We start from the raw sequence: 14,938 nt of genomic DNA, 5'->3' as shown, positions 1-14,938 counted from the left end.
AAAGTGTTTTTTTATTTAACCTAAATTTAACAAAACAAATAATTAACTTTTATTTTATGAAAAAAATTAAAAACCTGTTATTCTTTTGTTTTTCATTGATGCTTACATACAATTCGTTAGCACAAGAAAAAACAATTACAGGAACAGTTATGTCAGCTTCTGACAAAGGACCTTTACCAGGTGTAAGTGTAATAATAAGTAATACTGCAATAGGAGCCGAAACAAATTTCGATGGAAAGTATAGTATAAAAGCTACTAAAGGAGATGTTTTAGTATTTTCATTTGTAGGGATGAAAACAAAATCAGTAACAGTAAGTGATGTTAATGTTATTGATGTATCATTAGAAAACGGTAATGTTTTAGACGAGGTAGTTGTAACTGCTTTAGGTGTTAAAAAAGAAAAAAAGGCTTTAGGTTATGCAGTTACTAATGTGAAAAATGATGAATTAGAAAGAGGTAAAGACCCGAATGTTGTAAATTCTTTACAAGGTAAGGTTGCAGGTATAGATATTAACCAAGCATCAGCAGGTGTTGGTGCTGCAAATAGGGTTGTAATTAGAGGTAACTCTTCTATAACTGGTAGTAATCAAGCTCTTTATGTTGTAGATGGAGTTCCTATTTCTAATAATGAAAGTGAAGGTGAAGTAGATGAATGGGGAAATGGTGTTTCACTTGGTAATGGTATTGCCGATATAAACCCAGATGATATTGAGAGTATTTCAGTGTTAAAAGGAGCTAATGCTGCAGCTTTGTATGGTTCTAGAGCAGCAAATGGTGTAATTATGATTACTACTAAAAAAGGGAAAGCAGGGAAAGTATCTTTTGGTTTTAATTCTTCTGTTACTTTCGATGAGATAGCTTACTACGCTGAATTGCAAAATACTTATGGACAAGGTTCTTTTGGTGCAATTCCTTCAGATATAGCAGGTTTACGCTCTAGCAGTAGTTGGGGGCCAAAAATGGATGGTTCTAATCAATTACTTTGGACAGGAGAAACGGGAGCTTATTCAGCACAGCCAGATAATATAAAAAACTTTTATAAAGGAGGTTCTACTATTACTAATTCTTTTTATGTAGAGGGTGGTAGTGAAAAATTAACAGCAAGAGTTTCTTATACAAGAAGTGATATTAGTGGTATTGTACCGAATAACGAATTGCAAAGAAATTCGTTTTCTGTGTATACAAAACTAAATATGGGTAAACTAGATGTAGATTTAAAAGGAAACTATATTAATCAGAATGTAAATAACAGACCAGCTTTGTCTTATTGGACAGATAATACTGTTTTTAGTTTATACTCTATGCCTAGAAATGTTAGTTTATCTGCATTAAAAGCAAATATAGATAATGATTATCTATCCAGTGTATACAATAACCCTTATCATGCTACAGAAAGAGTAGGTACGAACGATAAGAAAAACAGAGTGTTTGGTTTTGTTTCTGCTAAATATAATTTTACAGATAATTTTAAGGCAATGTTTAGAGCCGGTACAGATTATAGTTCTCAAAACTTTCTCTCATACATACCTATTGGGCACATAAGTATAGGTAATGGGCAAGTAACCCAAAATACATATACCAATCAAGAAACAAATATAGATTTTTTATTAACTTACAATCGTAAGTTAAATGAAGACATAGGTATGTCAGTTTCTGCAGGAGGTAATAGGTTAGAAAAAAGGAATACTATAGAAGGAACTATCGGTAGTGGTATAATATTCCCTGGTATTTATAATGTGAGGAATACGGATAGTCGTCAGCCACATGCAGGTACTGGTGAATACACAAGTAAAGTAAATTCTGTTTACGGAACTTTAGACTTTGATTATAAAAACTTTTTGTTTGCTCAATTTACAGCAAGAAATGATTGGTCGTCCGTATTACCTTTAAGTAATAATTCGTTTTTTTATCCTTCAGTTTCTGTAAGTGGTATCTTATCAGATATGTTTGATATTAAAAACGATTCTTTTAATTATTGGAAAGTAAGAGCTTCTTGGGCACAAGTGGGTAGTGATGGAGATATATCTCCTTATGATGTTCACCCAAGATATGTATCAGGTAATCCTTATCTTGGAAATGGAACAGCAACAACTACTACTCTTAAACCAAATCTTAATTTAAAACCGCAAATAACAACTTCTTTAGAATTTGGTACAGACTTACGTTTGTTTAAAAATAAGTTAGACATAGAGTTATCTGTATACAACACAAAAACTGTAGATCAAGTTCTTGAATTAACAGCACCTGTAGATTCTGGATACGAAAGATTTTTAGTTAACGAAGGTGCTATAACTAACAAAGGTATTGAGGTTGATGTGAATTACAAAGTTATAAATAATGAAAATTTCACATGGAAAGTAGGCGCTAATTTTGCTAAAAACGATACAGAAGTGTCAGGTTTAAGTACTAATCAGTTGCCTTTAGCTATAATAACAGGAAATACATCTTTTAATATTTCAGCTATAAATAATGGAGGTTATGGAGAGATAGTAGGAAATGGCTATAGAAGAAATGATCAAGGCCAAATCTTAGTAGGCCCTTCTGGTTTACCATTACAATCTTTAGAACAAAAAAGTTTTGGTAATTTCAATCCTGATTGGACAGGTGGTTTAACAAACACATTTACTTATAAAGATTTTTCATTGAGTTTTTTAATATCTTCTAAAATGGGAGGTAAAATATTGTCAAGAACAGATATGATTTTAGATTTAAATGGTAATAGTAAACGTACTTTAAAAGGCCGTGAAACAGGAATAATAGTGCCAAATAGTGTTGATGAAGTTACTGGAGTAGCCAATACCATTGCAGTTCCCGCGCAAACGTATTACAATACAGTTGCAGGGTCAAATATTATAGAAGATTATGTGTATGATGCAGATTATATTAAATTAAAAGAATTATCTATAGGTTATAAATTCCCTGAAGAGCTTACTAGTAAAATAAAAGTATCAAGTGCTTCTATTCGTTTTATAGCACGTAACCTTTTCTTTTTTGATAGAAGCACAGATAGTTTTGATCCAGAAGTATCAGGTTTTAATACTAGAAACGCACAAGGTATAGAATTACTTTCTTTACCTGGGACAAGAAGTTATGGTGTAAACTTATCAGTTAAATTTTAAATTACAAAAGAAATGAGAATTATTAAATACATTAAGCAAATTACTTTTGTACTAATTCTATCATTAGGATTACATTCTTGTACAAATGATTTTGAAGAAATTAATACAGATCCAAATAGTGTTTCTTCAGAAACTCTTGAAAATATAAATCCTTTATTAGTTCAAGTTCAAAGACATGCCTTTGTAGAAGCTAGGTATAATACTTGGAGAGGTAACATGATTTTGGCAGGTCGTTTTTCAGAACAGGTTTCATTCGGTTTTTCAGGAACCTGGTTTGGTGGTGGTGCAGGCTTAAGATATGATAATGCGGGTTGGAATGATGCAGCATGGGATACACCTATGGGAGAAGTTTCTGCACCTTTATATGAATTATTAGTATTAACAGGGTCAGGAGGTAAACTTGAAGATGAGTGTACAGAAGCTGTTTTAAAAATCATAAAAGGATTTTTCTATCAACGAATGACAGATCAGTTTGGAGCTGTGCCGTATATAGAAGGAGGTAATGGAGGAATCCCTAAATTTGAAACACAAGAAGAAGTATATGGGTTAATTATGCAAGATTTATCTGATGCAATTAATACTTTAAAATCATGTAGCGGAATATTAGATTCTATTGCCGATGGAGATATGGTATATCAAGGAGATGCAGCCAAGTGGTTAGCAGCAGGAAACACCTTGTTATTAAGAATGGCTTTGCGTAGTAAAGAAGCTAATGGAGGAAATCAAAGTATTATTGACGAAGCCTTAACAAATCCATTTATAGCAAGTTCTGCTGATAATTTTAAGATTGAACAAGACCCTTCAAATGCTGATGCTGTTTTTAATGGTTATTATAGTATATGGCACACTTGGGGAGGAACAGGAGCTAAATGGGTAGCATCAGAAACTATAGTAAACTCATTTAAAACGAACAACGATCCTCGTTTATTTGGTTTCACAGAGCCTATTGCAGGAGGTGTAGCAGGTGTATGGGCAGACTATAAAGGAGGTAAAGTAGCAACTAAATCAACTTATTCTGCAGGAGTGCCTTTTGAAAGTCTTTCAAAAGTTAACGCTCGGGTATGGAGTGATGATACTTTTCCATACATAACGATGACGTATGCTGAAGCACAGTTATTACAAGCTGAAGCTAAATATGCAACTAATATTGTAGCAGCTCAAACTCATTTTGAAGAAGCTATTAGAGCAAATGGAGCAGATTGGGAGGCAGATGCTTCGGCTGTAAATACTTATATATCTAACGAACCTTCAGCTCAATTATCTGGGACAACTGCTGATGCCATGCAACAAATAGGTTTAAATAGATGGTATGCAGCATACACTAACGGATATGAAGCTTGGTCTGTAATGAGACGTTTCGATTTAAATATATTTCCAGATAAAACGTATACAGCTCTAAATGAATGGGCTGATACATCAGGGGGTATTAATAATAAAATGGGTAAACGTTTAAATTACTCACAAGCTACTAAACTACAAAACTCATCAGCAGTTCAGTTTGCAGTAAGTGAACAAGGAGCTGATGCTTATTCTACACCACTTTGGTGGGATGTAAACTAGTATTATTAGTATTTAAACAGTAATAATTAAATTTTTTTGAATTAATTTTTAAGCGAGAGTAAAACTATTTTACTCTCGCTTGTTTTTTATGCCTTTTTTTTAGCGTTTAGTCGAAAAAATTAGCGAAAAAAGGAGATAGGTAATAAATTTACTAAAAACAAAAAGATGGTTGGATACGCACAAATAGACACCCCACAAAATATATTATATAAGCCCGCAGGACAATTTGAAGAAACACGTTATGAGAAAAATCATAACATAGTTTTTAATAATTCTTTAGAAGCGTCAAAGATTGTTGCAAATGAAATAGCAGAACTTATTAAGCAAAAAGAAGCAGAAAATAAAAAATGCATTTTAGGTTTAGCAACAGGATCATCACCTATAAAAGTATATGAAGAATTAGTTCGTTTACATGTTGAAGAAGGATTGAGCTTTGCAAACGTAATTACATTTAATTTGGATGAATATTGGTCTATGCAGCCAGATGATGTTCAGAGTTATCACTATTTTATGCATGAGCATTTATTTAATCATGTTGATATTTTACCTGAAAACATTAATGTTCCGGATGGTACTATAAAGGCAGACGAAATTTATCAATACTGTGTAGATTATGAATTGAAAATAAAAGAAGCAGGTGGTTTAGATTTTCAATTGTTAGGTATTGGTAGAACGGGTCATGTTGGTTTTAATGAACCTGGGTCACATTACAATTCAGGTACCAGAAGTATAACATTAGATCATATAACAAGACAAGATGCTGCTTCAAGTTTTTTAGGAATAGACAATGTTCCTAAAAAAGCAATAACTATGGGGATTAATACAATTAGAAATGCAAAAAGAATTGTGTTATTAGCATGGGGTATTAATAAAGCTGAAGTTATAAAGCAAACTATTGAAGGAGAAATAACATCGCAAATTCCGGCAAGTTATTTACAAAATCATAAGAATACCACTTTTATTATAGATGTAGAAGCATCAACAGAATTAACAAGAATTAAAACACCTTGGTTAGTAGCTTCTTGTGTGTGGACTACCGAACTAAAAAAGAAAGCAGTGTTTTGGTTAAGTCAAGAACTTCAAAAACCAATTTTAAAACTTACAGATAAAGATTATAATCAACATGGAATGTCTGGTTTGTTATCAGAAGAAGGAGGAAGTGCTTATGATTTAAATATAAAAATATTTAATAAACTACAGCACACTATTACTGGTTGGCCAGGAGGTAAGCCAAATGCAGATGATAGCAATCGTCCAGAAAGAGCAACACCATCAAAAAAACGTGTACTTATTTTTAGTCCGCACCCAGATGATGACGTGATTTCTATGGGAGGAACATTTGATCGCTTGGTTGAGCAAGGACACGAAGTGCATATAGCCTATCAAACATCAGGTAATATTGCAGTAGCAGACAGTGATGCTTTAAAATTTGCAGAAGTAGCAAAAACATTAACATCAGATCATGAAGGTTTAGATGCTATTATAAAAAGTATCAATAATAAAACATTAAATCATATTGATTCCCCAGAAGTTAGAATGTTAAAAGGAGGAATTAGAAGAGCAGAATCATTAGCAGCAACAAGATATTTAAGTCTTGAAGACTCGAATGTTCATTTTCTAAATCTTCCTTTTTATGAAACAGGAAAGGTGAAAAAAAATAATCTATCAAAAGATGATTTAGATATTATGTGTGCTTTGATAGAAGATATTAAGCCGCATCAAATTTATGCAGCTGGTGATTTGGCTGATCCACATGGTACTCATAAAGTATGTTTAGATGCTTTATTTGAATCAATAGAAATACTTAAAACCCAGGAGTACATGAAAGATTGTTGGGTTTGGCTGTATAGAGGAGCTTGGTTTGAGTGGGGTTCACATGAAATTGAAATGGCAGTACCAATGAGTCCTGATCAAGTGATAAAAAAACGTCACGCAATTTTTTATCATCAATCTCAAAAAGATGGTGTGATGTTTCAGGGTAACGACGCCAGAGAGTTTTGGGTGAGAGCAGAAGATAGAAATAGATTAACTGCAGAAAAGTATCACAAACTAGGGATGGCAAATTATGCGGCTATTGAAGCATTTAAAAGGTATCATTTTTAAAAAAAAATGGTCTTTTAATAGAAAGAGATAAGAAAAGTAATCGTAAAATTTTCAGAAAAAAAATAATAGATGATAAAAATAATAATAAAAAAACTTTATATAGTTTTCTTGCTTTGTTTTTTAGCGGTAAGCAGTCAGCATAAATTATCAAATAATTATAATTTAATGCCTTGGCCACAAGAAATTAAAGAAAATAAAAGTAAGGTAGTTATTGATGAAAATTTTACGGTTAGTTTACATAAAAAGGAAAGTAGAATTTATGAATATGCTACTAATTTTATTAGAAGAGTAACGAATAGAACAGGTGTTTTTATTAACCAAGGTTTTCCTTTAGTAAAGAATGAAAACGCAACTGTAAAAATTACTTTTACAAATATTGGTAAATTAAATTCTGATACAGACGAGTCATATACTTTAAATGTAAAAAATAATCAAATTGAGATAAATGCAAATACGGATATTGGTGCCTTAAGAGGTTTAGAAACCCTATTACAATTAATAACTTTCGATGAAAATTATTTTTATGTAAAAGGTGTTGAGATAAAAGATTCGCCACGTTTTGTATGGAGAGGTTTAATGATTGATGTTGCCAGGCATTTTCAGCCAATAAACGTTATTAAACGAAATTTAAGAGCAATGGCATCTGTGAAATTAAATGTTTTTCATTGGCATTTAACAGATGACCAGGGTTTTAGAGTAGAATCTAAAGTGTACCCTAAATTACAAGAAATTGCTGCTGACGGATTGTTTTATACACAAGAACAAATTAAAGATGTTGTCAATTACGCAGCTAATTTAGGAATTAGAGTAGTACCAGAATTTGATGTTCCTGGGCATGCATCTGCAATATTAGCAGCATATCCAGAATTAGGTAGTAAAGATGGTTATGATTATAATGTTGAACGTTTTTCGGGTGTTTTCGACCCAACTTTAAATCCGTCGAAAGAAGTTACCTATTTATTTTTAGAAACATTATTTAGAGAAATAGCCCCCTTATTTCCTGATGAATACTTTCATATAGGAGGAGATGAAAATGAAGGGAAACATTGGGATGAAAATGTAGAAATTCAAGCATTTAAAAAGAAACATAATTTAAAAACAAATCATGATGTTCAAACTTTTTTTAATATCAAATTAGAAAAAATATTAAAAAAATTAGATAAAAAATTAATGGGATGGGATGAAATATTAACGCCTTCATTACCAACTACAGCAGTGATTCATTCTTGGAGAGGAAAACACGAAGGTTTAAAGCAAAGTACATTAATAGAAGCAGTTAAAAAAGGATACCAAGCAGTACTTTCTAATGGGTATTATATTGACAGAATGTTGTCTGTAGAACATCATTATTCGGTAGATCCAATTGGAGATGCGATATTAACGAAAGAAGAACGGAAAAGAATTTTAGGGGCCGAAGCAACAATGTGGAGTGAGTTAGTAACTCCGTTGACAATAGATTCTCGAATTTGGCCAAGAACAGCTGCTATTGCAGAACGATTTTGGTCTAAAAAAGAAGTTAACGATCTTAAAAATATGCGAGTACGATTAGCGGTTGTAAACTCTAATTTAGAAGAGCTAGGAATAACGCATAAAAAAAATAAAGATGTTATTTTAAGAAATATAGCAAAAACGGATGATGTTGAATCAATTAAAATTTTGACAAATATTTTCGAACCAATAAAAGTATATTCAAGAAACAAAGAAGGTATAGAATATAAAACATTCTCACCGTTTACACTTTTTGCAGATGCTTGTTCAGCCGATGCAATAGATGCGTATAACTTTAATCAAAAAGTAGTTTTATTTACCGCTAAACCAACAGCCAAAAATAAAGAAGAAGTAAAAAAATATTTTAATAAATGGATTTTAGGGTATCGTAAGTTTTTAGAAAAACCTTTAAACGCGAATACAAAACCTTTAAAAGTACACTATAATAAAATAAATGATCTTTCTATTTTATGTTTAAAAATATTAAAAAATAATAAAATAAGTGCTAAAGAAAAAGGTAAAATAAAAGAGTGTATTGCTTTTTTAAAAAAACCAATGGTTGATACAGAACTTATGATTTGTTTCTCATTAGAAAAATTATTGAAAAACTTTAGTTTAAATGAGTAGAATAAAAGTAACAACAAAAAGATTATTTTATTATTTCACATGTATGATATTTCTATTCTTTTCATGTAAAAAAGAGAATTATTATGTGGCATTCGATTTTACAGAAGAACATTTATTTACCAAAGGTATTGAAGGACCTGCGGTTGATAGTAAAGGGAGTCTTTATGCTGTGAATTTTGATAAAGAAGGTACAATAGGTAGAGTAGATGAAAAAGGTAATTCAATCTCATACATTACGCTTCCTAAAAATAGTATTGGTAATGGAATCCGATTTGATAAAGAAGATAATATGTACATAGCTGATTATGTTAATCATAATGTGCTAATTGTTAAAAAAAACTCAATAGTACCAAATATTTATGCTCATAATAAAGAGATGAATCAGCCTAATGATTTAACAATATCTCCTTCAGGAATTATATATTTAAGTGATCCTAATTGGTCAGATAATACAGGGAATTTATGGATGGTGATTAATGAAAAAATGGTATTACTTGAACAAAATATGGGAACAACAAATGGTATAGAAGTAAACCCATCAGGAACAAAATTATATGTTAATGAATCTCATCAAAAGAAAATTTGGGTATATGATATTAATAAAGATGGTACTATTAAAAATAAAAAATTATTTAAAAATTTTATTGATTTTGGTTTAGATGGTATGCGTTGTGACAGTTTAGGTAACCTATATGTTTGTAGGTACGGTAAAGGAACCGTAGTCATATTGTCGCCAAAAGCTGTATTGTTAGAAGAGATATCTCTTAAAGGAAAAAAGCCTACTAATATAACTTTTGGAGGTTTAGAAAAGAAACAATGTTTTATTACAATGTCTGATAGAGGTTGTTTTGAATCTTTTTATACTCAAATAAGCGGAAAATCTTTTTAAAAATGCAAAACACAATAACACTTAAAAATATAGCTTTAGAAACAGGATTTTCAATATCAACAGTTTCAAAAGCCTTAAATGATAGTCATGAAATTAGTAGTGTAACTAAAGAGAAGATTATTAAAATAGCAACTGCATTAAATTATACGCCTAATTTTTTTGCGCGGAATTTAAAGAAGAAAAAAAACTTTATAATAGGTGTTATTATTCCTGATTTTCGAAACGATTTTTTTTACAATTTGGTAAACGGAATAACAGAAGAAACAAGTGAAAATAGTCATCGAGTTATGATATATCAAACTTGTAATAATCCTAATAAAGAAGTAAATTATATTAAGTTATTGTCAGAAGATATTATAGACGGATTAATTGTGTGCACTTCATTTTTTTCTGAAAAATATTTAGATGGTAATAAAAGTTACTATAATATTTCAAAAAGTAATACTCCTTTTACGATTGTAAATAAGAAAAACGTTATCACCGAGGATACTATAGAGTTTACAACGAAATATGGTAAGAAAATAGTAAACGATTTAATCGTTAGAATAAGACAGAATAATGTACAATTAAAAGCTTCTTAACGTGATTTTAATAGCAGACAGTGGGTCTACAAAATGTGATTGGTTTTTGTATGAACTTGTAAATAATAGGGTTATCACAAGGTTAAGAACAGCAGGCGTAAACCCTTCTGTTTTAAAGAAGAAAAGTATTCATGATATTCTTACTAATAGTAAAGAATTAAATGAGTATAAAAATAATATAACCGCTGTCTTTTTTTTTGGTGCAGGTTGCAATAACATAAAAGCCGAAAGAAAAGTAAAAAAAGTGTTCGAGAACTTTTTCCCTAGTTTGTCAAAAATAGTTGTTAAAGAAGATTTAATGTTAGCAGTTTTGTCTGCATCTCAAAAACCATCGGTTGTTGCTATTTTAGGTACGGGCTCTAATTGTTGTTTTTTTAATGGAAAAGAAATAGTTCAAAAAGTAAAAGCAATGGGCTATGTTTTAATGGATGAAGGAAGCGGAAATCATTTAGGAAAAGAAGTTTTAAGAGCCTATTATTATCAAGAACTTCCTGAAGATTTAAAATTTTCGTTAGAGAAAGAATTTAATTTAAATAATGATAAAGTACTTTCTAAGTTATACGGATCTAAAATGCCTAATAAATATTTAGCGAAATATGCTCGATTTTTATTTGAGAATATAGAACACCCGTATGCTAAGAATATAATAACCAATTGTATATCAGAATTTATAGATAAACAACTACTTAAGTATAAAGAAGAATTAACAGAAACACCGCTGTATTTTATAGGGTCTATAGGGTATCATGCAAGAGAAATAATTAACGAGGTATTAGAAAAACGAAAAATAAAAGTGCCAGAAAAATTTATAAGAAGACCATTAATAGCATTTATTGAAGCGATAAAAAAAGAAAATTCTTTTTTAAAAAAGTTAGCATAATTAATGCTTTTTGATAACAATCCTTTGTATTTAAAATGATTTAAAATGAGTAAATTTGATATTCATCTTATGGGAAAAATAAAAAAAATAGCAGTCATGACTTCAGGAGGGGATTCTCCTGGCATGAACGCGGCAATTAGATCGGTGGTAAGAGCATGTGCTTACTATCGTACTGAATGCATGGGAATTTACAGAGGTTATCAAGGTTTAATAGAAGGCGATTTAGTTCCGTTTACAGCACGTAGTGTAAATAATATTATCAATAAAGGCGGTACCATATTAAAATCTGCAAGATCAAAAGATTTCAGAACTAAAGAAGGTCGACTAAAAGCATATGAAAATTTAAAAGAACATAAAGTGGACGCTTTAGTTGTAATTGGAGGAGACGGTTCTTTTACAGGAGGTGTTGTGTTTAATAAGGAATTTAATTTTCCTATTATAGGCATACCAGGTACAATAGATAATGATATTTCTGGTACCACGCACACAATAGGTTACGACACAGCATTAAATACGGCGGTTGAAGCAATTGATAAAATTAGAGATACCGCATCATCACACAATCGATTGTTCTTTGTTGAGGTAATGGGGCGTGATGCAGGTTTCATCGCCTTAAACGCAGGTGTAGGAGCTGGAGCGGAAGAAATACTGATACCAGAAGAAAACTTAGGATTAGAAAGAATGTTAGAATCTTTGAAGAAAAGCCGACGAACCGGAAAATCTTCAAGTATCGTTGTAGTGTCTGAAGGCGATAAGACAGGGAAAAACGTTTTTGAATTGGCTGATTATGTAGAAAAAAACTTACCTGAATATGAAGTAAGAGTTTCGGTTTTAGGACACATGCAAAGAGGAGGTTCACCTACTTGTTTTGATAGAGTTTTAGCAAGTAGATTAGGAGTAAAAGCTGTAGAGCTTTTATTAGATAATCAAACAAATTTAATGGTTGGTTTACAAAATAATAAGGTAGTTGCTACCGATTTAGAAAAAGCAATTAAAGGACAAGATAGTATTGATATCGAGTTATTAAGAGTCTCCGATATCATGACTACATAAATAGATGTTAAAAACAATAAATATGATAAAAATAGGAATTAACGGATTTGGTAGAATAGGTAGAATCGCTTTTAGAGCAGCAATCAACAGAAGTAATGTAGAAGTTGTAGCAATTAACGATTTACTAGATGTAGATTATTTAGCATATTTATTAAAGTATGACTCTGTTCATGGACGTTTTGATGGCGAAGTTGCTGTAAAAGATGGTCAATTAGTTGTAAACGGAAAAAAAATTAGGGTTACAGCAGAAAGAAATCCTGAAAATTTAGAATGGAATCAAGTAGGTGCAGATTATGTAATAGAATCTACAGGTTTCTTTTTAACCAAGGAAAAAGCAAATTTACATATTAAAGGAGGTGCAAAAAAAGTGTTTATTTCAGCACCTTCAAAAGATGCTAAAATGTTTGTAATGGGTGTTAATCATACAGAAATGACAAAAGAAGATATAATTGTTTCTAATGCATCTTGTACAACAAACTGTTTAGCACCTTTGTCTAAAATTTTAAACGAGAAATTCGGAATTGCAGAAGGGTTAATGACAACCATACACGCAGCAACTTCTGGGCAAGGAGTGGTAGATAGTCCAAATGGAGATAGGAGAAGAGGTAGGTCGGTTTTAAATAATTTAATTCCGGCGTCAACAGGAGCAGCAAAAGCGGTAACCAAAGTGATTCCTGAATTAGAAGGTAAGTTAACCGGAATGGCTGTTAGAGTTCCTGTAGCTGATGTTTCTTTAGTTGATTTAACTTTTAGAACTGAAAAAGCAACTTCATTAATAGCAATTAAATCAGCTTTAAAAGAAGCATCCGAAGGAGAATTAAAAGGTATCTTAGGGTATACTGAGGATAAGGTGGTTTCTCAAGACTTTGTGTCTGATACAAGGACTTCAATAGTAGATGCTGATGCTTGTTTAGAGTTAAATAGTAATTTTTATAAAGTGATATCTTGGTATGATAATGAATTTGCTTATGCAACTAAAATTGTTGATTTATTAACGTATTCAGCATCTTTATAAATACTTATTTATTTGAAGAACACAACCTGATAGTTTTAATGATTATCAGGTTTTTTTATTGCGATAATTTTTATATTTGTAGTCCTCCTTTTTTTAGAAAAAGTTTAAGTTTTTCTAAGAAAAACGACTAATAGTATTCAAAATATAAAGAAAATGATCAAGATAGGAATTAATGGGTTTGGAAGGATAGGTAGACTAGCTTTCCGTTCAGCAATCAATAGAACAAATATAGAAGTTGTAGGAATTAACGATTTGTTAGATGTAGATTATTTAGCATATTTATTAAAGTATGATTCTGTTCACGGTCGTTTTGATGGTGATGTAAAAGTAAAAGACGGAAACTTAGTTGTAAACGGAAAAGAAATTAGAGTTACTGCGGATAGAAATCCTGAGAATTTAAAATGGAATGAAGTAGAAGCTGAGTATATTATAGAATCAACAGGTTTTTTTACAAATCAAGATAAAGCTGCCTTACATATTAAAGGCGGTGCTAAAAAAGTAATTATTTCAGCACCTTCTAAAGATGCTAAAATGTATGTGATGGGTGTAAATCATAAAGAATTAACAGCAAACGAAGCTGTTATCTCTAATGCTTCTTGTACCACAAATTGTTTGGCGCCATTGGTAAAAGTTATTAATGATACTTACGGAATGACGGAAGGTTTAATGACAACTGTGCATGCGGCAACATCAACACAAAATACCGTTGATGGACCTAATAAAAAATGGAGAAGAGGGCGTTCTGTAGTGAATAACATTATTCCTACTTCAACGGGAGCTGCAAAGGCGGTAACCAAAGTAATTCCTGAAATGTTAGGGAAATTAACAGGAATGGCTGTAAGAGTTCCTGTAGCTGATGTTTCTTTAGTAGATTTAACATTTAAGACAGCAAAAGCAACATCATTAAAAGAAATTATGGCAACTTTTAAAGCTGCTTCAGAAAACGAATTTAAAGGTGTTATTGGTTATACGGAAGATGAAGTTGTTTCTCAAGATTTTGTTTCTGAAACAAGAACATCTGTGGTTGATGCTGATGCAAGTTTAGAGTTAAATGAAAACTTTTTTAAAGTTATTTCTTGGTACGACAACGAATATGGGTATGCAACGAAAATTGTTGATTTACTGGAGTATTCAGCTTCTTTATAAAAAATAATAATTTTAATTTAATATCAATTCCCGCTATTAGCGGGAATTTTTAGTTAATTTTATAAATATGGAAATAGCAATAATAGCACACGATGGAATGAAAGCTGAAATGGTTCAGTTTTTAAATGAACATAAAACTATTTTACTTCAAAAAAAGATAGCATTAATTTCAACAGGAACTACGGGTTCTAAAGCTGAAAAAGCAGGTTTTAAAGTGACTAAATTCTTATCTGGTCCTTATGGAGGTGATGCTCAAATAGCCGCAAGAGTTGCTGAAGGTAAATGTAATATGGTGTTATTTTTTAGAGATCCGAACGAGAAACATCCACACGAGCCAGATATTACGATGTTGTTACGTTTGTGTGATGTACATGATGTTCCGTTAGCAACAAATCCTGCAACAGCAGAATTATTAATGAAGGCGATATAAACTAAAAAAATCCACTTTTAAAAAGTGGATTTTTTTAGTTTTTTTGA

General features: G+C 31.3%; 11 protein-coding genes. All 11 read left to right on the top strand.

Features of this window, described 5'->3' with window-relative positions; genetic code table 11:
• The first annotated feature begins 56 nt into the window (after positions 1 to 56).
• Positions 57 to 3,119: a SusC/RagA family TonB-linked outer membrane protein gene (locus N2251_RS10170; protein ID WP_260586615.1), complete on the top strand. Its 3,063-nt coding sequence runs from the start codon at positions 57 to 59 to the stop codon at positions 3,117 to 3,119.
• Between the two features lie 12 nt (positions 3,120 to 3,131).
• A complete protein-coding gene (locus N2251_RS10165; RefSeq protein WP_260586614.1) occupies positions 3,132 to 4,679 on the top strand; it encodes a SusD/RagB family nutrient-binding outer membrane lipoprotein in 1,548 nt (515 codons plus the stop codon).
• Positions 4,680 to 4,844: 165 nt separating this feature from the next.
• Positions 4,845 to 6,782, top strand: a complete 1,938-nt coding sequence (gene nagB, locus N2251_RS10160; RefSeq protein ID WP_260586613.1) for a glucosamine-6-phosphate deaminase — start codon at positions 4,845 to 4,847, stop codon at positions 6,780 to 6,782.
• Positions 6,783 to 6,851: 69 nt separating this feature from the next.
• Positions 6,852 to 8,897 (top strand): beta-N-acetylhexosaminidase, encoded by a 2,046-nt coding sequence (locus N2251_RS10155; RefSeq protein ID WP_260586612.1) that lies wholly within the window; start codon positions 6,852 to 6,854, stop codon positions 8,895 to 8,897.
• Positions 8,890 to 9,786, top strand: coding sequence for an SMP-30/gluconolactonase/LRE family protein (locus N2251_RS10150; RefSeq protein WP_260586611.1), 897 nt, complete (start codon positions 8,890 to 8,892; stop codon positions 9,784 to 9,786). The genes N2251_RS10155 and N2251_RS10150 overlap by 8 nt, the downstream gene beginning before the upstream one ends.
• Before the next feature lie 2 nt (positions 9,787 to 9,788).
• Positions 9,789 to 10,367, top strand: coding sequence for a LacI family DNA-binding transcriptional regulator (locus N2251_RS10145; protein WP_260586610.1), 579 nt, complete (start codon positions 9,789 to 9,791; stop codon positions 10,365 to 10,367).
• Position 10,368: 1 nt separating this feature from the next.
• Positions 10,369 to 11,247, top strand: coding sequence for an N-acetylglucosamine kinase (locus N2251_RS10140; protein ID WP_260586609.1), 879 nt, complete (start codon positions 10,369 to 10,371; stop codon positions 11,245 to 11,247).
• Between the two features lie 69 nt (positions 11,248 to 11,316).
• Positions 11,317 to 12,300 (top strand): 6-phosphofructokinase, encoded by a 984-nt coding sequence (gene pfkA / locus N2251_RS10135; protein ID WP_260586891.1) that lies wholly within the window; start codon positions 11,317 to 11,319, stop codon positions 12,298 to 12,300.
• 22 nt (positions 12,301 to 12,322) lie between these two features.
• Positions 12,323 to 13,315, top strand: a complete 993-nt coding sequence (gene gap / locus N2251_RS10130) for a type I glyceraldehyde-3-phosphate dehydrogenase (RefSeq protein ID WP_260586608.1) — start codon at positions 12,323 to 12,325, stop codon at positions 13,313 to 13,315.
• Between the two features lie 153 nt (positions 13,316 to 13,468).
• Complete coding sequence (gap, locus tag N2251_RS10125) at positions 13,469 to 14,461, top strand: type I glyceraldehyde-3-phosphate dehydrogenase (protein ID WP_260586607.1); 993 nt, start codon at positions 13,469 to 13,471, stop codon at positions 14,459 to 14,461.
• Between the two features lie 67 nt (positions 14,462 to 14,528).
• Positions 14,529 to 14,891 carry a methylglyoxal synthase gene (locus N2251_RS10120; RefSeq protein WP_260586606.1) on the top strand — a complete coding sequence of 121 codons (363 nt, stop codon included), beginning with the start codon at positions 14,529 to 14,531 and terminating at the stop codon, positions 14,889 to 14,891.
• Positions 14,892 to 14,938 lie beyond the last annotated feature (47 nt).

Source organism: Tenacibaculum haliotis (assembly GCF_025215075.1).
Lineage (GTDB): Bacteria > Bacteroidota > Bacteroidia > Flavobacteriales > Flavobacteriaceae > Polaribacter > Polaribacter haliotis_B.
The sequence above is the reverse complement of the archived record's forward strand: the minus strand, read 5'-3'. Positions and strand labels throughout refer to the sequence as shown.

What these genes read in the sequence shown, in the direction of transcription:
- N2251_RS10165 (WP_260586614.1), top strand. Translation starts at nt 3,132, where the DNA reads ATGAGAATTATTAAATACATTAAGCAAATTACTTTTGTACTAATTCTA.
- pfkA (WP_260586891.1), top strand. Translation starts at nt 11,317, where the DNA reads ATGGGAAAAATAAAAAAAATAGCAGTCATGACTTCAGGAGGGGATTCT.
- N2251_RS10155 (WP_260586612.1), top strand. Translation starts at nt 6,852, where the DNA reads ATGATAAAAATAATAATAAAAAAACTTTATATAGTTTTCTTGCTTTGT.
- gap (WP_260586607.1), top strand. Translation starts at nt 13,469, where the DNA reads ATGATCAAGATAGGAATTAATGGGTTTGGAAGGATAGGTAGACTAGCT.
- nagB (WP_260586613.1), top strand. Translation starts at nt 4,845, where the DNA reads ATGGTTGGATACGCACAAATAGACACCCCACAAAATATATTATATAAG.
- N2251_RS10120 (WP_260586606.1), top strand. Translation starts at nt 14,529, where the DNA reads ATGGAAATAGCAATAATAGCACACGATGGAATGAAAGCTGAAATGGTT.
- gap (WP_260586608.1), top strand. Translation starts at nt 12,323, where the DNA reads ATGATAAAAATAGGAATTAACGGATTTGGTAGAATAGGTAGAATCGCT.
- N2251_RS10145 (WP_260586610.1), top strand. Translation starts at nt 9,789, where the DNA reads ATGCAAAACACAATAACACTTAAAAATATAGCTTTAGAAACAGGATTT.
- N2251_RS10170 (WP_260586615.1), top strand. Translation starts at nt 57, where the DNA reads ATGAAAAAAATTAAAAACCTGTTATTCTTTTGTTTTTCATTGATGCTT.
- N2251_RS10150 (WP_260586611.1), top strand. Translation starts at nt 8,890, where the DNA reads ATGAGTAGAATAAAAGTAACAACAAAAAGATTATTTTATTATTTCACA.